Source organism: Micromonospora sp. NPDC051924, assembly GCF_055586005.1.
The window spans coordinates 233,998-251,923 of record NZ_JBVJJA010000006.1 but is presented as its reverse complement, the minus strand read 5'-3'; the positions used below and the strand labels follow the sequence as shown (position 1 = coordinate 251,923).

The 17,926-nt window shown below is 73.9% G+C and carries 16 protein-coding genes; 4 read left to right on the top strand and 12 right to left on the bottom strand.

Annotated features, from left to right (window positions below):
• Positions 1-148: 148 nt before the first annotated feature.
• The 6 genes from ACZ6S5_RS07330 to ACZ6S5_RS07305 all read right to left on the bottom strand — a co-directional run bounded on the left by ACZ6S5_RS07330 (position 149) and on the right by ACZ6S5_RS07305 (position 7,149).
• The gene (locus ACZ6S5_RS07330; protein WP_465998667.1) at positions 149-1,396 is read right to left on the bottom strand and encodes a S1 family peptidase; all 1,248 of its coding nucleotides are present in this window, start codon (positions 1,394-1,396) and stop codon (positions 149-151) included.
• A gap of 174 nt (positions 1,397-1,570) precedes the next feature.
• A complete protein-coding gene (locus ACZ6S5_RS07325; RefSeq protein WP_465998665.1) occupies positions 1,571-3,259 on the bottom strand; it encodes a ribonuclease J in 1,689 nt (562 codons plus the stop codon).
• A 52-nt stretch (positions 3,260-3,311) separates the two neighbouring features.
• Positions 3,312-4,238, bottom strand: coding sequence for a 4-hydroxy-tetrahydrodipicolinate synthase (gene dapA / locus ACZ6S5_RS07320; protein WP_465998664.1), 927 nt, complete (start codon positions 4,236-4,238; stop codon positions 3,312-3,314).
• Between the two features lie 53 nt (positions 4,239-4,291).
• Positions 4,292-5,029: an FAD-dependent thymidylate synthase gene (gene thyX / locus ACZ6S5_RS07315; RefSeq protein WP_465998694.1), complete on the bottom strand. Its 738-nt coding sequence runs from the start codon at positions 5,027-5,029 to the stop codon at positions 4,292-4,294.
• 220 nt (positions 5,030-5,249) lie between these two features.
• Positions 5,250-5,777 (bottom strand): DUF2752 domain-containing protein, encoded by a 528-nt coding sequence (locus ACZ6S5_RS07310; protein ID WP_465998692.1) that lies wholly within the window; start codon positions 5,775-5,777, stop codon positions 5,250-5,252.
• A gap of 142 nt (positions 5,778-5,919) precedes the next feature.
• Positions 5,920-7,149, bottom strand: coding sequence for a winged helix-turn-helix domain-containing protein (locus ACZ6S5_RS07305; protein ID WP_465998663.1), 1,230 nt, complete (start codon positions 7,147-7,149; stop codon positions 5,920-5,922).
• A gap of 78 nt (positions 7,150-7,227) precedes the next feature.
• Here ACZ6S5_RS07305 and ACZ6S5_RS07300 point away from each other — a divergent pair, with 78 nt between their 5' ends.
• A complete protein-coding gene (locus tag ACZ6S5_RS07300) occupies positions 7,228-7,779 on the top strand; it encodes a GNAT family N-acetyltransferase (protein WP_465998661.1) in 552 nt (183 codons plus the stop codon).
• Here the strand turns inward: ACZ6S5_RS07300 and ACZ6S5_RS07295 are convergent.
• Complete coding sequence (locus ACZ6S5_RS07295; protein ID WP_465998659.1) at positions 7,678-8,988, bottom strand: glycosyltransferase family 87 protein; 1,311 nt, start codon at positions 8,986-8,988, stop codon at positions 7,678-7,680. The genes ACZ6S5_RS07300 and ACZ6S5_RS07295 overlap by 102 nt on opposite strands.
• A 35-nt stretch (positions 8,989-9,023) precedes the next feature.
• Between ACZ6S5_RS07295 and ACZ6S5_RS07290 the strand changes: the two genes are divergently transcribed.
• Entirely contained in the window at positions 9,024-9,596 is a 573-nt protein-coding gene (locus ACZ6S5_RS07290) for a GNAT family N-acetyltransferase (protein WP_465998657.1), read from the top strand.
• Positions 9,597-9,644: 48 nt separating this feature from the next.
• Positions 9,645-10,601: a sigma-70 family RNA polymerase sigma factor gene (locus ACZ6S5_RS07285; protein ID WP_465998655.1), complete on the top strand. Its 957-nt coding sequence runs from the start codon at positions 9,645-9,647 to the stop codon at positions 10,599-10,601.
• Positions 10,602-10,691: 90 nt separating this feature from the next.
• On the opposite strand, the gene ACZ6S5_RS07280 is transcribed toward ACZ6S5_RS07285, so the two are convergent.
• From ACZ6S5_RS07280 to ACZ6S5_RS07265, 4 genes are all read right to left on the bottom strand, one after another.
• Positions 10,692-11,579, bottom strand: coding sequence for a carbohydrate ABC transporter permease (locus ACZ6S5_RS07280; RefSeq protein ID WP_465998653.1), 888 nt, complete (start codon positions 11,577-11,579; stop codon positions 10,692-10,694).
• 1 nt (position 11,580) lies between these two features.
• Positions 11,581-12,699: a carbohydrate ABC transporter permease gene (locus ACZ6S5_RS07275; RefSeq protein ID WP_465998651.1), complete on the bottom strand. Its 1,119-nt coding sequence runs from the start codon at positions 12,697-12,699 to the stop codon at positions 11,581-11,583.
• A gap of 66 nt (positions 12,700-12,765) precedes the next feature.
• A complete protein-coding gene (locus tag ACZ6S5_RS07270; RefSeq protein ID WP_465998649.1) occupies positions 12,766-14,013 on the bottom strand; it encodes a sugar ABC transporter substrate-binding protein in 1,248 nt (415 codons plus the stop codon).
• 26 nt (positions 14,014-14,039) lie between these two features.
• The gene (locus tag ACZ6S5_RS07265; RefSeq protein WP_465998647.1) at positions 14,040-15,029 is read right to left on the bottom strand and encodes a LacI family DNA-binding transcriptional regulator; all 990 of its coding nucleotides are present in this window, start codon (positions 15,027-15,029) and stop codon (positions 14,040-14,042) included.
• A gap of 147 nt (positions 15,030-15,176) precedes the next feature.
• On the opposite strand from ACZ6S5_RS07265, the gene ACZ6S5_RS07260 reads away from it, so the two are divergent.
• Positions 15,177-17,303, top strand: a complete 2,127-nt coding sequence (locus tag ACZ6S5_RS07260; RefSeq protein ID WP_465998646.1) for an amylo-alpha-1,6-glucosidase — start codon at positions 15,177-15,179, stop codon at positions 17,301-17,303.
• Positions 17,304-17,439: 136 nt separating this feature from the next.
• Here the strand turns inward: ACZ6S5_RS07260 and ACZ6S5_RS07255 are convergent, their stop codons facing one another.
• Positions 17,440-17,904, bottom strand: coding sequence for a GNAT family N-acetyltransferase (locus tag ACZ6S5_RS07255; protein WP_465998644.1), 465 nt, complete (start codon positions 17,902-17,904; stop codon positions 17,440-17,442).
• Positions 17,905-17,926: the final 22 nt, after the last annotated feature.

Genomic DNA, 17,926 nt, shown 5'->3' with positions numbered 1-17,926 from the left:
GTAGGGGCGGCGGCGGGGGCGCGGCGGCGGGGGGGCGGGCAAGGGGGAGCCCCCCCCCCCAGCCCCCCCCCCCCCCCCCCCCCCCCCCCCCCCCCCGGGGGGGGGGGGGGGGCCCCCCCCCCCCCGGGCCGCGGTGCGGGAGGGAGCCTCAGCGGGCGGAGAACGCCGGGGCGTACCCGTCCCGCGCGGCGGTGGCCCCGCCCCCGGCCGGCGGCGCGGCGGGCGCCGACCGGCCGTTCGCGGTGACCAGGGTCAGGTTGTTGCGCTGCAGGATCTCGTTGACCGGCTGGAAGAAGGTCACCCCGCCCCGGGTGCAGTCGCCGGAGCCGCCCGAGGTGACGCCCTGCGCCTGGTCGCCGGAGAGCCACGCGCCGCCGGAGTCGCCCGGCTCGGCGCAGACGTCGGTGCGGGTCAGCCCGGTGACCGTGCCCTCCGGATAGTTCACCGTGGCGTTCCTGGCCTGAATGACCCCGCAGTGGGTGCCGGTGGTGGAGCCGGATCGGCAGACCGAGGCGCCGACCGGGGCCTCGGTGGAGCCGTTCACCGGGACGGCGCCGCCGTTGAAGTCGTTCACCACGCCCTGCGGCGCCCAGTCGCTGTTGACCTCGACGAACGCCCAGTCGTCGCCGGGGAACGAGGAGGCCCGGAAGGTGCCCTGGGCGACCCGGTTCGCGCCGGTGGTCCGGTCACCGGGCCGGCCGCAGTGCCCGGCGGTGACGAAGCCGCCGACCACGGAGAAGCCGACCGAGCAGCGGCCGGCGTTGTTGATGAAGTACGCGTCACCGCCCCGGACGTCGAAGAGCGGGCGCGGGTTCTCGGCGGCGGTCCGCACCCGTACCGCGTTGGCGGGCAGGCCGCTGGCCTCGGCGAACCGGCGGCCGGACACCGCCGCACCGGGCTGGGCGAGCACCACCACCGAGTTGGTCGGCACGTCGACGTACCAGCCGGTGACATCGGGGCCGGCCTGGGCGCCGGCCGCGTCCAGGCGGGACTTCACCGCGTTCAGCTCGGCGACCCCCTGGTCGACCTGCTTCGGCACCGCCCCGGCGGCGGTGACCCGGGCCGCCTGGGCCGGGTCGGTCACCGCCACGTTCAGCGTGGTCCCGTCGGCGCCGAGCCAGCTGCCGCCGTAGTCGGCGCCCAGCTCGGCCCGGAGCCGGGTGACCGTGCCGGTGGCCCACCGCTCGGTCCTCAACCGCCGGACCGCCCGGTCGCGGGTCAGCGAGAGGTCGCGGCTCAGCGCGTCCAGCACCTCGGGCGCGGCGTCGTCGGACACCGCGGGCGCGGTCCGCCCGGTCGTCACGTTCTCCCCGGCGAACGACGGCAGGGTCACCGCCGCCGCCGCGCCCACCGCCGCCACCAGTACGCCGATGGCTGTCATCCGTCTGCGGTCCATCCGCCACGCTCCTCCCGGCCGGCGCGGGGTACGCCGGCCGGACCGGAGTACGGAGCGGGCCGCCGATCGGTTGAAGTCGGACTGGCGGCTTCGGCGGAGCGTGTCGAGGCGTACCCGGAACGCGACGACGCCGGCCCACCGCGGACGGTGGACCGGCGTGCGGAGCTGCCTCGGTCAGACCTCGACGACGGTCGGGACGATCATCGGCCGGCGGCGGTACGCGTCGTTGACCCAGCGGCCGACGGTGCGCCGGACGATCTGCTGGAGCTGGTGCGGGTCGGTGATCCCGTCCGCGGCGGCCCGGTTGAGCGCCTCGGTGACCAGCCGGATCACGGGGCTGAACGCCTCCGGGTCCTCGGAGAAGCCCTTGGCGGAGACGGTCGGCCCGCCGACCACCTTGCCGGTGACCGAGTCGACCACGACGGTGGCGGCGATGAAGCCGCCGTCGCCGAGGATCCGCCGCTCGGTGAGCAGCGACTCGCTGACGTCGCCGACGGCCAGGCCGTCGACGTAGACGTACCGGCTCTTCACGTGGCCGACCAGGCTGGCCCGCCCGTCGACCAGGTCGACGACGTCGCCGTCCTCGCAGAGCACCACCCGGTCCGGCGCGACACCGGACTCGATGCCGAGCCGGGCGTGCGCCCGCAGGTGCCGCCACTCGCCGTGCACCGGCATCAGGTTGCTCGGGCGGGTGACGTTGAGCAGGTAGAGCAGCTCACCGGCGGGGGCGTGCCCGGAGACGTGCACCTTGGCCACGTCCTTGTGGATCACCGTCGCGCCGGCCCGGGCCAGGCGGTTGATCACCCGGTAGACCGAGGTCTCGTTGCCCGGCACCAGCGAGCTGGCGAGGACCACGGTGTCGCCGGGGGCGATGGTGATGTGCCGGTGGTCGCCGCTGGCCATCCGGCCCAGGGCGCTCATCGGCTCGCCCTGCGAACCGGTGGACATCAGCACGATCTGCTCCGGCGGCAGCGCGGTCGCCTCCTCCAGCCCGACCACCAGGCCGGGCGGGATGTTGAGCAGGCCGAGGTCACGGGCGATGCCCATGTTGCGGACCATCGACCGGCCGATCAGCGCCACCTTGCGGCCGTGTTCGACGGCCGAGTCGAAGACCTGCTGCACCCGGTGCACGTGCGAGGCGAACGAGGCGACGATGATCCGGCCGCGCGCCTTGGCGAAGATCGAGTCGAGCACCGGCCCGATCTCCCGCTCCGGGGTGACGAAGCCGGGGATCTCGGCGTTGGTGGAGTCCGACAGCAGCAGGTCCACGCCCTCGGCGCCGAGCCGGGCGAACCCGGCCAGGTCGGTGATCCGGCCGTCCAGCGGAAGCTGGTCCATCTTGAAGTCACCGGTGTGCAGCACCAGGCCGGCCCCGGTGCGGACGGCGACCGCGAGGGCGTCCGGGATGGAGTGGTTTACTGCGAAGAACTCGCACTCGAACGGGCCGAGCCGCTCCCGCCGCCCCTCGGCGACGGTCAGCGTGTACGGCTGGATCCGCCGCTCGGCCAGCTTCGCCTCGACCAGGGCCAGCGTGAACTGGGAGCCGACCAGCGGGATGTCCGGCTTGTGGGCGAGCAGGTACGGCACCGCGCCGATGTGGTCCTCGTGGCCGTGGGTCAGCACGATCGCCTGGACGTCGTCGAGCCGGTCCAGGATCGGACCGAAGTCGGGCAGGATCAGGTCCACGCCCGGCTGCTCCACGTCGGGGAAGAGCACCCCGCAGTCGACGATCAGCAGCTTGCCGTCGTACTCGAAGACGGTCATGTTCCGGCCGATGGCGCCGAGCCCACCCAGCGGGATGATCCGCAGGCCGCCCTCCGGCAGCGGCGGGGGAAGTTCACCCTCGATGTGCGCCTCGGTCACGCGTCCACCTCATTCTGCGACGCCGTTGCCCGGCGTCCGTCGTGTCGTTCGGTCATTCGGGAAGGGCCAGCCCCGCCGCCGCGCAGTCGGCGCGCAGCTGGGCCAGTTCGTCCGCGGTGGCGTCCACCAGCGGCGGCCGCACCGGGCCGGCCGGCAGCCCCTTGGCCGCCAGGCCCGCCTTCACCAGGATCACGCCCTGGGTACGGAAGATGCCGGTGAACAGGGGCAGCAGCCGCCGGTGCAGCGCCAGCGCGGTGGCGGTGTCCCCCGCCTCGTACGCCTCGATCAGCTGCTTGGTCTGTACGCCGGTGAAGTGGGTCGACGTGCCGACCACGCCCACCGCGCCGACCGCGAGGGCCGGCAGGGTCAGCGAGTCCTCGCCGCTGTAGTAGGCCAGGTCGCAGCGGCTGAGCACCCAGGAGGTGGCGGTGAGGTCGCCCTTGGCGTCCTTGACCGCGACGATCCGGCCGTGCTCGGCCAGCTTCACCAGGGTGTCGGTGGCGATCGCGGTGCCGGCCCGGTGCGGGATGTCGTACAGCATGACCGGCAGCCCGGTGGCGTCGGCGACCGCGGTGAAGTGCCGCAGCAGCCCGCTCTGCGGCGGCTTGTTGTAGTACGGGGTGACCACCAGCAGGCCGTGCGCGCCGGCCTTCTCCGCCTGGGTGGCCAGCTCGATGGTGTGCCGGGTGTCGTTGGTGCCGACGCCGGCGACGATCCTGGCCCGGTCGCCGACCGCCTCCGCGACCGCGCGGATCAGGGACTCCTTTTCCGCGTCGGTGGTGGTCGGCGACTCGCCGGTGGTGCCGTTGAGCACCAGCGCGTCGTTGCCCTGCTCGTCGACGAGATGCCGGGCCAGCCGGACGGCGCCGTCCAGGTCCAGGGACCCGTCGGCGGTGAACGGCGTCACCATGGCCGTGATCAGTCGCCCGAAGGGGCGCGACGCGCCCCGGTCGGGGGCGGCAAGGTGGTCGTGCGTCATGTTCACAACCTAGCGGACGACCACCGGGGCCCCGGCGGCGAAGGGCGCAGGACTCACTCGGCGTGCGGGCTGGCGGCCACCTCGGTGCCGTCGGGCAGCGTCGAGATCACGAAGTCGGCGAAGACGTTCGGCGCGACCCCCTGGAGCTGCCGCAGGCACTCGATCGCCAGCTCGCGGATCTCCACGTCGGCGTGCTCGGTGGCGCGCATCTTGATGAAGTGCCGCCAGGCCCGGTAGTTGCCGGTGACCACGATCCGGGTCTCGGTGGCGTTGGGCAGCACGGCGCGGGCCGCCTGCCGGGCCTGCTTGCGGCGCAGCGTCGGGTTGGGCTCGTCGACGAAGCGGGCCTCCAGGCCCTCCAGCAGCTCGGTGTACGCCCGGACGGCCGCCTCGCTCGCCTCGACGAACTTCTTGTGCAGCTCCGGGTCGTCGGCGATCACCGCCGGCTCGACCATGGCCGCGTCCCGCTCGGGCACGTACCGCTGGGAGAGCTGGGAGTACGAGAAGTGCCGGTGCCGGATCAACTCGTGGGTGAAGGACCGGGAGACCCCGCTGAAGTAGAAGCTCACCGAGCCGTGCTCCAGCACGGAGAGGTGGCCCACCTCGAGGATGTGCGCCAGGTAGCCGGCATTGGTGGCGGTGACCGGGTTCGGCTTCTTCCAGCTCTGGTAGCAGGCCCGGCCGGCGAACTCGGCGAGGGCCTGACCGCCCTCGGCGTCGGTCGACCACGGCACGTCGTCCGGGGCCTGGAACTGGGTCCACGCGATCAGCTTGACCTGGGGCTGCACCATCTCCGGCATTCCTGCGACTGTAGTGGCCCGTGTGCCGGTCGCGAAACCTGGGCACGCCGACGTGAACCGCCGCACCACCAGCGAATCCCGGACACTTCCCGGTCCCGTCCGGCGGCAAGTGTCCAAGATCTCGCCGCCCCGCCCTGCCGTAAAACGAGTGGATCACCGGGCGGGCGCTGCCGCCCGGCCGGGTCGGAGCCGGGGCGCGGCGGTGGAGCGGTCAGACGTAGAGCGAGGTGAACGGGGCCCAGGGCAGGTTGCGGATCACCGAGAAGGCGAACCAGATCGCCAGGAAGCCGCCGATCACCTTGGGGCTGAGCCGCAGCTCCGGCAGCCGCCAGCCGAACGCCCGGTTCCCGGCCCAGGTGACGAAGAGGTAGGCCAGGAAGGGCAGCGAGAAGACGAAGAGGAAGTGGTGCCGGGCGGCGGCCGGCAGGTCGCCGTGCAGCACGTACCAGAGGGCGCGGGTGCCGCCGCAGCCCGGGCAGTCCAGCCCGGTGGTGAGCTTGAGCAGGCAGGTCGGGCGCGCGTCGGGCTCGGCGTGGGTCGGGTCGCTCAGCAACGCGTACGCCATGCCGACGCCGACGCAGCCGAGCGCCGCGAGGGGCACCGCCCAGCGCGGGGCGCGGGCGTGCAGGCGCAGCACCAGCCGGGTGAACCGGTCCGGCTCGACCGGCTGGTAGGCGACCCCGGCCGGCCAGATCGGCGAGCCGTCGGGAGCGGAAGCGGCGGGCGGGCCGGCCGTCATGACGGCCTCGGCGTGCGGGCCGGCGGCCGGGGCCGGGCCGGCCAGGCCGGTCGGCGGGACCGGGGCGGTCGGGCCGGTCGGCGGGACGGGGACCGTCTGCGGGGCGGCCGGGGCGCCGGGCCGGTCAACGCTCGTCACGCGCTCACCGTACACCCGCCACGCCCACCAGCGCGGCGGCCAGCGGGGCAGCCAGGTCGCCGGCCTCCGGCGGGGCGACCGCGTCCAGGCCGAGCCAGCCGGCGAGCCGGTGCAGCTCGGCGGCCAGCGCCACCGCCGTCTCGCCCGGATCCGCCCCGGGCTCCCGCCAGGCGGCCGGCACCAGCAGCACCCCGGACCTCCGGTCGGCCTTGAGGTCGACCCGGGCGGTGAACCGCTCCCCCTGCAGGAACGGCAGCACGTAGTAGCCGTACACCCGCTGCGGGGCGGGCACGTAGATCTCGATGCGGTAGGTGAAGCCGAAGAGCCGCTCGGCGCGGGCCCGCTCCCAGACGATCGGGTCGAACGGGCTGACCAGGGTGTTGCCGCGCACCCAGCGGGGCAGCCGGGCCTCGGCGTGCAGGTAGGCCGGCTGCCGCCAGCCCTCGACGGTGACCGGGGTCAGCTCGCCCGCCTCGACCAGCTCGGCGACCGCCCGCCGGGCGCCGGCCGCCGGCAGCCGGAAGTAGTCGCGCAGCTCCGGCTCGGCCGCCACGCCCAGCGACCGGGCGGCGACCGCGACCAGGGCGCGGTGGGCGTCCGCCTCGGTCGGCGTGGGCGCGTCGAGCACGGCCGTCGGCAGCACCCGTTCCGGCAGGTCGTAGCGGCGGGCGAAGGAGGGCGTGCGGTCGGCGGCGGTCACCTCGCCGGCCCAGAACAGGTATTCCAGGGCCCGCTTGACGGTCGACCAGTTCCAGCCCCAGTTGCCGGTCTCCCGGGGCGCGTCGTGCTCGATCTCGGCGGCGGTGAGCGGCCCCTTGGCGGCCACCTCGTCGCGGACCCAGGCGACCAGCTCCGGCTGCTCCTGGGCGATCCGGCGCATCCAGCCCCAGGCCTCGTCGCGGGCCCGGGCCATCCGCCAGCGCAGCGCCGGGTGCAGGCCCACCGGGACCAGCGACGCCTCGTGGCCCCAGTATTCGAAGAGCTCGCGGGGGCGCCGGTAGGCCGCGGTGTCGAGCAGGGCGGTCGGGTAGGGCCCGAGCCGGCTGTAGAGCGGCAGGTAGTGCGCGCGTTGCAGGACGTTGACCGAGTCCATCTGGATCAGCCCGACCCGGTCCAGCACCCGGCGCAGGTGCCGGCGGGTGGGCACGCCGGTGGGCGCCGGGTCGGCGAAGCCCTGGGCGGCCAGTGCGATCCGCCGGGCCTGGGCGAGCGAGAGCGATTCCGGTACGGCCATCGTCGGCGACCTTAATCCACCGGTACGACACGACGGCGGACGCTGGACCCGTCCCCCGTCGAGTAATAGAACGGACGGGTGCTCACCATTCGCCGGGAGGAGCCGGACGACGCGGAGGCGGTCGCCCGGGTGCACGTGCACAGCTGGCAGGCGGGATACGCCGGGATCATGCCGGACGAGGTGCTGCGCCGGCTCAACCCGGCCGCCTGGGCCCAGCGCCGCCGCGACCTCGGCACCGCCGACCCGGAGCACCCCTTCACCACGCTGCTCGCGGAGGCCCACGGGACGGTCGCCGGGTTCGCCACCTTCGGGCCGTACCGGAACAACCAGGATCGCGGCGACCTCGACCCGAGGTACGGCGAGATCCTGGCGATGTACCTGGAGCCGGCGCACTGGGGCACCGGGACGGGGCGGGCGCTGCTCACCGCGGCGCGGGCGGGGCTGACCGAGCGGGGGTGGGCGGAGTATCGGCTCTGGGTGCTCGCCGACAACGTCCGGGCCCGCCGGTTCTACGAGCGGGCCGGCCTGTCACCCGACGGTGCGGAGTCCACCTATCCGGTGCCGCTCTCCGGCGGGCGTGACCCGGTCCGGCTCCGGGAGGTGCGCTACACCGCCCGGCTCGACGGCTGACCCGGACGGCCCGTCCCGGTCGGCGGGCCCACCGCCGGTCGGCGTGGCCCAGCGGCGGATCGGCAACCCGAGCAGCAGCGCCAGGCTGATCCAGACGTAGGTGTTGCTGCCGAGGAAGCCGCCGACACCGGTGAAGTCCTGCTCCCAGGCCCAGACGATCCGGCTGATCAGGAAGGCGTACCCGATGAGCGCGGCGGCCAGCAGGAGGCGGCGCCGGCCGCTGCGCGCGGGCGCCGCCACGCCGTTGTCGACCAGCAGGATCAGGCCGGGCAGCAGCCAGACCAGGTGGTGCACCCAGGTCACCGGGCTGACCAGGCACATCGCGGCGCCGGTCAGCGCCAGGCCGGTGACCTCGTCGCCGGCCGCGACCGCGGCCCGGGAGCGCCACCCCCAGACGGCCAGGGTGGCGAGCACCAGCGCCAGCCAGGCGAGGGTGCTCGGGTGCTCCGGGTTCAGCCGGGCCACCACGCCGCGCAGCGACTGGTTGGAGACGAAGGCCAGCTCGCCCACCCGGTCGGTGTTCCAGAGCGCGTCGGTCCAGAACTCCCGGGAGGCGTCCGGGAAGAGCGCGCCGGCGAGCAGGGTCGCCGCGGCCGCCGCCCCCATCGCGGTGAACGCGGCCCGCCAGCGCCCGGTGACCAGCAGGTAGACGATGAAGATGCCGGGGGTCAGCTTGATCGCGGTGGCCAGGCCGATGCCGGCCCCGGCCCACCGGCTGCCGTCCGGCAGCAGCCGCAGCAGGTCCACCGCGACCAGGAAGAGCAGCAGCATGTTGACCTGGCCGAAGTTGACCGTCTCGCGCATCGGCTCGAACGCGGCGACCAGGCAGAGCGCCACCGCGAGGGCGAACCAGCGGGTCCAGCCGGACCGGCGGGCGATCGGCTCGACCAGCCACCAGATGACCACCGTGCCGGCCAGCACGGTGATGACCACGCTCACCGTGATCGCCGCCGGCCACGGCAGGTACGCCATCGGCAGCATGACCAGCGCGGCGAACGGCGGGTAGGTGAAGCCGTACTGGGTGTTGGGCTTGAGGAAGTCGTAGATCTCGCCGCCGTCGTGCACCCACCAGGTCAGCGCGCCGTAGTAGACCCGCAGGTCGAAGAAGCCGTGCCGGACGGCGGCCACCGAGAGGAAGGCGATCACCGCGACGGCGAGCACCACCACCGCGCCGACCTGCCCGACCGTGCGCCGGGCACCCTGCGCCACCGTCGCCTCCCTCGCCCTGCGTAGGCTCACGTGCCATGGCTCTCGGGTACGTCCGCCCCGCGCGTCCGGAGGACGCCGGCGAGATCGCACGCCTCCAGCTCGCCACCTGGCGGGTCGCGTACCGCCGGATCCTGCCCCGGCACGTGCTCGACAACCTGGACGAGGCGTACCTCGCCCGGCGGTGGAGCGCGGCGGTGCAGGAGCCGCCCTCCGGCGCGCACCGCGTGCTGGTCGCCGTCGAACAGGCCGAGCAATCCTATCTGGTGGGGTTCGTGGCCTCCGGTCCGGCCGACGCCGAGGCGCTGGCTCCGGGCGAGCCGGCCGACGCGCTGGACAGCGGCGTGGTGGCGGTGACCGACCTGCTGGTCGAGCCGCGCTGGAGCCGGCGCGGGCACGGCAGCCGGCTGCTCGCCGCCGCCGTCGACCAGTGGCGGTCCGACGGGTTCACCCGGGCGCTGGCCTGGGCGTTCGACGCCGACGCCGCGACCCGGAAGTTCCTCACCAGCACCGGCTGGGAGCCGGACGGCGCGGCCCGGGCGCTGGACGTGGACGACATGCTGGTCCCCCAGCTGCGCCTGCACGTCGCCGTCCCCACCGAGGCCGCCTGAGCGCCCGTCGGGTGGTCCACTGTCGGTGGGTCCGCCTACGGTGTCCGCATGACCACGGCCACCGCGCGGACGGCCGCCGACCTGGAGCAGTTCCGGGTCGAGCTGACCGGCTACGCCTATCGGATGCTCGGGTCCGTCTTCGACGCCGAGGACGCGGTGCAGGAGACCCTGCTGCGGGCCTGGCGCGGCGTCGACCGGTTCGACGGCCGGTCCAGCCTGCGCACCTGGCTCTACCGGATCGCCACCAACGTCTGCCTGGACCTGCTGCGGGGCCGCGGCCGGCGGGCCCTGCCGGTGGACCTGGGTGCCCCGTCGGCGCCGGTGGCGGAGTCGCTCGGCACACCGGGCGGTGACTGGGTCGGGCCGGTGCCGGACGCCAGGGTGCTCCCGGCGGACCCGGCGGAGCTGGCGGTGGCCCGGGAGTCGGTGCGGCTGGCGTTCGTCGCCGCGCTCCAGCACCTGCCGCCCCGGCAGCGGGCGGTGCTGATCCTGCGGGACGTGCTGCGCTGGCGGGCGGTCGAGGTCGCCGAGCTGCTCGACACGAGCGTGCCGGCGGTCAACAGCGCGCTCCAGCGGGCCCGGACGACCCTGTCCGACGTGCCCCATCGGGCGGCCCCCGGGCCGGACCTCGACCGGGCCGACCGGGACCTGCTCGACCGCTACGTGGACGCCTTCGCCCGGTACGACGTCGATGCCCTGGTCGCCCTGCTGCGGGAGGACGCGGTGCAGAGCATGCCGCCGTACGCGATGTGGCTGCGCGGCGCGACGGAGATCGGCCGCTGGTTGGCCGGGCCGGGCGCCGGCTGCCGGGGCTCCCGGCTGGTTCGGATCGCCGCGAACGGCGGGCCGGCGCTGGCCCAGTACCGGTCCGATCCGGCCGGCGGCCACCGGGCCTTCTCGATCCAGCTGCTGGACGTCGCCGACGGCCGGATCGTCCAGCTCACCCACTTCGTCCAGCCCGAACTCTTCCCCCGGTTCGGCCTGCCGCCGCGCCTCGAATCCTGACGCCGCGGCCGGCGCCGATGAGTTCCGGCCGGCCGCGCCGTCCATCCTGTGCCGGCGGTCCCGGCACGGGGCGGGACCGCCGGCCGCCGGTCAGCCCTTGTCCGCGCCCTCGTTGGCGTCGCGGACGAAGTAACGCTGGAAGATCATGAAGAGCACCGCCACCGGAATGGTGGCCAACAGCGCGGCGCCGAGCTTGAGCGGATACTGGGTGCCCTTGCCCAGCGAGCCGCTGACCAGGTCGGCCAGCCCGCGGGGCAGGGTGAACAGCCCCGGGTCCTGGACCGCGACCAGGCTGTGCGGGAACTCGTTCCAGGAGCTCTGGAAGGACAGGATGGTCAGGGTGATCAGGGCGGGCTTCGCGGTCGGCAGCACCACCGACCAGAAGGTGCGGAACGCGCCGGCCCCGTCGATCCGGGCCGCCTCCTCGACGCTCACCGGGACCGACTCGAAGAACTGCTTCATGATGAACACCCCGGCCGCGTCGGCCAGCAGCGGCACCACCAGGCCGGCGTAGCCGTCGTAGAGGCCGAGCTGCTTGAGCACCAGGAACTTGGGGATCAGCAGCACCACGCCGGGCACCGCCATCACCGCGACGACCGCCGCGAAGATCCCGGCCCGGCCCCGGAAGCGCAGCCGGGCGAGGGCGTAGCCGGCGAGCGAGTCGAAGAACACCCGGCCGAGCGTGACCAGGACGGTGACCAGCAGCGAGTTGCCGAGCCAGAGCGGGAAGTTGGTGCCGGCGAAGATCCGCTCGAAGCCGGCCAGGGTGACCGGGTCGGGCACCGGCGAGAGCGGATGCGCGGCGGCGTCCGGCTCGGTCTTGAGCGAGTTCGCGATCTGGATGACGAACGGGTAGAGGAAGACCAACCCGAAGAAGATCAGGATGGCGTACCCCAGGAAGCGGTTGACCAGGGCGCGCGGCCCGCGGTCGGCGCGGCGCGGGACGGGCGGCGCCGGCCGGTCGGTCAGCACGGCCATCTCAGGACCCCTCCGGTACGCGTCGCCGCCACCACCGGGCCCGCCGGGGCTCGTCCCGGTCGGCCATCACCCGACGCTGGAACAGGGTGAGCAGGATGATGATCAGGAACAGCACGAACGAGATCGCCGCGCCGGAGCCGTAGTTGAAGTCCCGGAACGCGGTCCGGTACGACAGGTACGCCGGGGTGAGCGTGGTCTTGGCCGGGTCGCCCTGGCTCATCACGTACACCTGGTCGAAGACCTGCCAGGAGCCGATCAGGCCGAGGGTGAGCACCAGGAACATGGTCGGCTTGATCAGCGGCAGGGTGACGTGGCGGAACCGTTGCCACCGGGTCGCGCCGTCCAGGGTGCTCGCCTCGTCGAGGACCACCGGGACGTTCTGCAGCGCGGCGAGGAACATCAGCATGAAGGTGCCGGAGGTGGTCCAGACCACCAGGCTGATGATCGACATCATCGCCACGCTCGGCCCGGCGAGCCAGTCCCACCAGGTCAGCCCGAACGGGCCGCCGGCGGTGAGCGCGGCGGGCGGGGTGTCCACGCCGACGGCGCCGAGCAGCAGGTGCAGCACGCCGCGCGAGTCGGCGAACCACTGCGGGCCCTCGATGCCGAAGAGCCCGAGCAGGGCGTTGACCGCGCCCGAGTTGGCGAACATGAACAGGAAGACCACGCTGATCGCCACCGAACTGGTGACCGAGGGGAAGTAGAACGCGGTCCGGAAGAAGCCCTTCCCCTTCAGCATCCGGTTGTTGACCACCAGGGCGAGCCCGAGGGCGAGCACGGTCTGCGCCGGCACCACGAGCGCCACGTAGTAGAGGTTGTTCCGGATGCTGGTCATGAAGTCGCGCCAGGCCAGCCCGTCCTCGGTGAACAGCCGGGTGTAGTTGTCACCGCCGACGAACGGGACCTGCCCGGTGAACGGGCTGCCCTGGCCGTTCCAGTTGGTGAGGCTCACCCAGAGCGCCATCAGGATCGGCAGCAGCAGGAAGAGCCCGAGGATCACCAGCACCGGCGCGACGAACAGCCAGCCGGCGACGTTCTCGTTGCTCCGGATGCCACCGCTCCGGCGACGCGGCGGCCGGACCGGCGTGGTGGCCGGGGCGCGCAGTGCGTCGGTTGCCATCTTCCCTCCCCTGTCGTGCCCGGGAGCCGGCGCGGAGGGGCCCGGCCCGGACCCCTCCGCCGCCGCTCAGCCGCCGATGGCCGCCTTGGCGTTCTTGTCGAAGTTGCCGAGCACCGTCTTCGGGTCGCCGTTGGCGAGGCCCTGGAGGCCGGTGTCGAGGTCGCTGAGGACGCTGTCCATCTTCGGGGCGTTCACCGGGCCCTGGGCGTACGCGGCGCCGTCGATGAACGGCTTGTCGTTGGGGAACGCGCCGGTGTACTGGTCCCGCACGGACTGCCGGGACGGCATCACGCCGAACGCCTTGGCGAAGGTCATCTGCTGGTCGCCGGCGGTCATCGCCTCGACGAACTTGATCGCCTGCTCCTTGTACTTCGACTTGGCGGCGATGCCCCAGCAGTTGGTGAAGGAGAGCGTGCCCTTGCCCTTCGGGCCGGCGGGCAGCTCGACGACCTTGTACTTGACGTTCGGGAAGTCGTTCTGCAGGGCGCCCTTGATCCAGTTGCCCTCGATGGTCATCACAGCCTTGCCCTTGCCGAACGCCTCACCCGACCAGCCGGCGTCGAGCTGCTTCGGGTAGCGGGCGTAGCCGCTGGTCAGCAGGCTCTTGACGTACTGGAGGCCGGCCAGGTTCTCCGGGGTGTCGGCGGTGGGCTGCTTGCCGTCCTTGCTGAGCAGCCAGCCGCCGTTCTGCACCAGGAACGCGCCGATCCGGTCCCGGGTGTCGCCCAGCGCGAGCGGCACCAGCCCCTTGGCCTTGATCTTCTGGCTGGTGGCGGTGAGCTGGTCCCAGGTGGTCGGGATGTCGGCGTCGGTCAGCCCGGCCTTCGCCCAGAGGTCGGTGTTGATCTCGAGGGCGAGGGTGGAGAAGTCCTTGGGCGCGCAGTAGAACTTGCCGTCGTAGGTGAACGCGGTGCGCAGGCTCTCGTAGAAGTCGTCCGGCTTGCTGATCTTGTCCCCGTACGGCTCCAGCGCGCCGACGCTCGCGTAGTCGGCGAAGCGGCTGGCGTCGACGTAGAAGACGTCCGGCGGGGTGCCGCCGGCGAGCGCCTGGCCGAGCTGCTGGACGAGGTCCTGCGCCGGGGTGACGGTGGCGGTGTTGCCGGTGGCGGACGCCCACTTTGCGGCGGCGTCCTGGACCGCCTTGGTCTCCGCGTCGCCGGAGGAGCCGATCATGATCTGCAGGCTGGCCGGGCCGCTGGACTGCTTGGTGTCGCTGCCCTTGTCGTCGAAGCCGCTGCCGCAGGCCGCGGTGCCGAACAGGGCGACGGCGGCGAGGCCGGCGAGCGCCGCCCGGGTGAGGGTGCGTGGTGTCATCTGACTCTCCTGGTGGGGGATGCGGTTCACGCGGTGTGCCGGAGCACGAGCGTGGGGGTGAGCAGCACGTGGGGGTCGGTGGGCTGGCCGTCGAGCAGGCCGGTGAGCAGCTCGACGCAGCGGGCGGCGGCGGTCGCGAGGGGTTGGCTGAGGCTGGTCAGCCCGACCGCCGCGGCGACCGGGGTGTCGTCGAAGCCGATGACGGCGACCGGCGTCACGGCGTCCCGGACCGCCTGGAGCGCGCCGAGGGCGAGCGAGTCGCTGGCGCAGACCACCGCGGTCGGCGGTGTGTCGTGGGCGAGCAGGTCGCGCATCTCCCGCTCCCCCTCGGCGATGCCGTCCTCGGTCGCCCGGTCCGTCGCGGCGCCGTCCAGGCCGGCCGCCGCCAGGGTGGTACGCCAGCCGGCGCGCCGGTCGTCGCCGACCCCGGAGCCCGCGGGCCAGCCGAGGAAGGCGATCCGGCGGTGGCCGGTGTCGAGCAGTCGCCGGGTGGCCTGGGCGGTGCCGGCGGCGCCGTCGACGTCGACCCAGGGGTGCGCCTCGGGAGCGTCCCAGGGTCGGCCGAAGGTCACGAAGGGCACCTCCCGCTCGGCGAGCCACGCGGTGCGCGGGTCGCCGTGCTTGGTGCCGGTGAGCACGAACGCGTCCAGGTCGTACGCGCCGAGCAGGTCGTCGTAGGTGTCGATCTCGTGGTCGTCGTCGCGGGCGGTGTAGAGCAGGACGCGGTAGCCGGCGGCGTCGGCGGTCTCGGTGAGGCCGTGCAGGAACCGGTCGAGCACCGAGCCGTTGATGCCGTCCCGGGTGGGTTCGATGCGGACCGCGATGAGCCGGGACCGGCCGGTACGCATCTGCCGGGCGGCCTGGTTGGCCCGGTAGCCGAGCGCGGCGATCGCCTCCTGCACCCGCTGCCGGGTCTCCTCGCGGACGATGTGCGGCGCGTTGAGCACGTTGGAGACCGTCTGCCGGCTCACCTGTGCGTGCCGGGCCACCGTCGCGATGGTCACCTTTTCAGCCACTAAATCCCTCTCACCGCCTTGAACGATCCAACTCCGATGCGGCAGGATTAGATCGTTCAAAGTTTCTGGAATGTTTCGCACTTTGCACCGGGCCGGCGGCATCTGTCAAGACATCCCCGGCCACCGATCAGCACCGGGAGTTCCCCCTTGTCCGAACGCCACCTGCAACCCCTGCTGCACGACCTGGTCGGGGTGGTGCACGCCCCCACGAGCGCGCTGGGCGACGCGGCGGGTCAGATCCGGCCGAGCGGCGTCCAGGGCGTCTTCCACGCCGACGCCCGCGTGCTCTCCCGCGCCGAACTACGGGTCGACGACCGGGAACCCGAGGCCCTGACCCGCGGGCCCGCCGGGGCGCACGGCGCCCGCTTCGTCGGGCTGGCCCGCTGGCTCGGCGACCCCACCCCCGACCCGACCGTCCGGATCGACCGCACCCGGCAGGCCGGCCCGCACGGCGTCACCGAGGAGATCGTCGTCTCGTCCACCGCCTCGGGCCCGGTCCACGCCACGGTCAGCGTCGACCTCGGCTGCGACCTGGCCCCGATCGAGGTGGTCAAGTCCGGCGGGAGCGGCGTGCCGCTGGAGGCGAAGGCCGGCGAACCCGGCCAGGTCCAGTGGGCCGCCGAGGGCGTCACCGTGACGGTGACCGGCACCGCCGCCACCGTGGACGCCGCCGGCGAACGGGCCACCGCCCCCCGGTTGAGCTGGCCGGTCACCCTCGCCCCCGGCGAGTCCGCGACGCTGCGCTGGCGGCTCGCCGTCACCGATCCGAAGGCCGTGGTGGCCGCCCCGCCCGCCGGCCCCGGCTGGTCCGTCCCGGAGGTACGCGCCGACGACCGCCGGCTGGTCCGGCTGCTCGACCGGGCCCTGGCCGACCTGCGCGGGCTACGGCTGGCCGAGCCCACGCACCCCGGGGACGTCTACCTCGGCGCCGGGGTGCCCTGGTTCCTCACCCTGTTCGGACGGGACAGCCTCTGGGCCGCCCGGATGATGCTGCCGCTCGGCACCGACCTGGCCGCCGGCACGCTCCGGGTCCTCGCCCGCCGGCAGGGCGTCCGGGTCGACCCGGCCACCGGCGAGGCGCCCGGCAAGATCCTGCACGAGCTGCGCCGGCACGAGTTCACCCTGGCCGACGAGGGGCTGCGGCTGCGGCTGCCGCCCGCCTACTACGGCACGGTCGACGCCACCATGCTCTGGGTGAACCTGCTGCACGACGCCTGGCGCTGGGGTCTCCCCGCCGATCAGGTCGAGCCCCTGCTGCCGCACCTGGAGGCCGCGCTCGGCTGGCTCGGCGAGCACGCCGACGCCGACGGCGACGGCTTCGTCGAGTACGTCGACACCACCGGCCACGGCCTGGCCAACCAGGGCTGGAAGGACTCCGGCGACGCGGTCCGCTTCCGCGACGGGCGGCTGGCCGACCCGCCCATCGTGCTGGCCGAAGTGCAGGGGTACGCGTACCAGGCGGCGGTGAACGGGGCGGACCTGCTCGACGCCTTCGGCCGGCCCGGCGGCGACCGCTGGCGCGGGTACGCCGACCGGCTCGCCCGGCGGTTCCGCGAGGCGTTCTGGGTCGACGGCCGGTACGGTCCCCAGCCCGCCCTGGCACTGGACCGGGACAAGCGCCCGGTCGACTCGCTGACCAGCAACATCGGCCACCTGCTCGGCACCGGGCTGCTGTCGGACACCGAGTCGGGGCAGGTGGCGGCGTTGCTCTCCACCGAGGCCCTGGCCGGCGGCTTCGGGCTGCGCACGATGTCCACCGACGACGCCGGGTTCAGCCCGCTGTCGTACCACTGCGGCTCGATCTGGGCGCACGACACCGCGATCGTGCTGGGCGGGCTGGCCCGGGCCGGGCACCGGGAGGCCGCGCTCCGCCTGGCCGAGGGCCTGCTCGGCGCCGCCGAGACGTTCGACTACCGCCTCCCCGAGCTGTACGGCGGGGACGACCGGGCGGTGCTCGGCCGACCCGTGCCGTACCCGGCGGCCTGCCATCCGCAGGCCTGGTCGGCGGCGGCCGCGGTGCTGCTGCTCCAGGCCGGCGTCGGGCTCTACCCCGACGTGCCGGGCGGCCGGGTGCGCCTGGACCCGCTGGCCGGCCCCGAGTTCGGCGCCCTCGCCGCCGAGGGTCTGCGGATCGCCGGCACCCCGGTGACGGTGACGGTCGACCGCACCGGCCACCCCACCCTCACCGGCCTCCCCACCGGACTGACCCTGACCCCTCCCCGGGTCCCCACCCCCCGCCCCCCGGCCGACACCCCCTCGCCCGCAGCGGGTTGATCAAGGAGTTCGCGTCAGGGTTCGGCCCTCCTGCGACGCGAACTCCTTGATCAATGGAGTGGGCGCGGAGTGCGTCCGGGATGTGGGTGCGTTTGTCGTCGCTGGAGCGACGACAAACGCACCCGGAGGGCGTGGCTCAGGCGGAGGCGAGTTCGGCGACCACCTCGTCGTCCTCCATGCCGGTGGGGTGGAAGCCGAGGGAGCGGTAGAGGGCGGCGGCCGAAGTGTTGTCGGGGTGGTAGCTGAGGCGGATCGGCTCACCGGCGGTGGCGAGCCAGTCCACGAGGCTGCGCACGGCCGCCCGGCCCACTCCGCGGTCCTGCTCGGCGGCGTCGATCACCATGCCGCCGATCCAGCGGGAGCCGTCGTCGTCCACACCCCACATGACGTGCCCGACCACCGTCTCGTCCGCGTACACGGCGAGCGAGGTCCACACCTCGGACCGCATGGTCAGCACCAGGTAGCGGGCGGCCAGGGCGGGCACCCAGGCTCGCTGGTCGTCGCGGGGCGCGACGTCCGCCACGGCCCGCCAGTTGTCGTCGTCCACCGGCCGCAGCGTCACCTGGCGACCAGCGCGGTCGCGCATCCCGGAATCGATCACGCGGGTGAGCCTAGGCGCGACC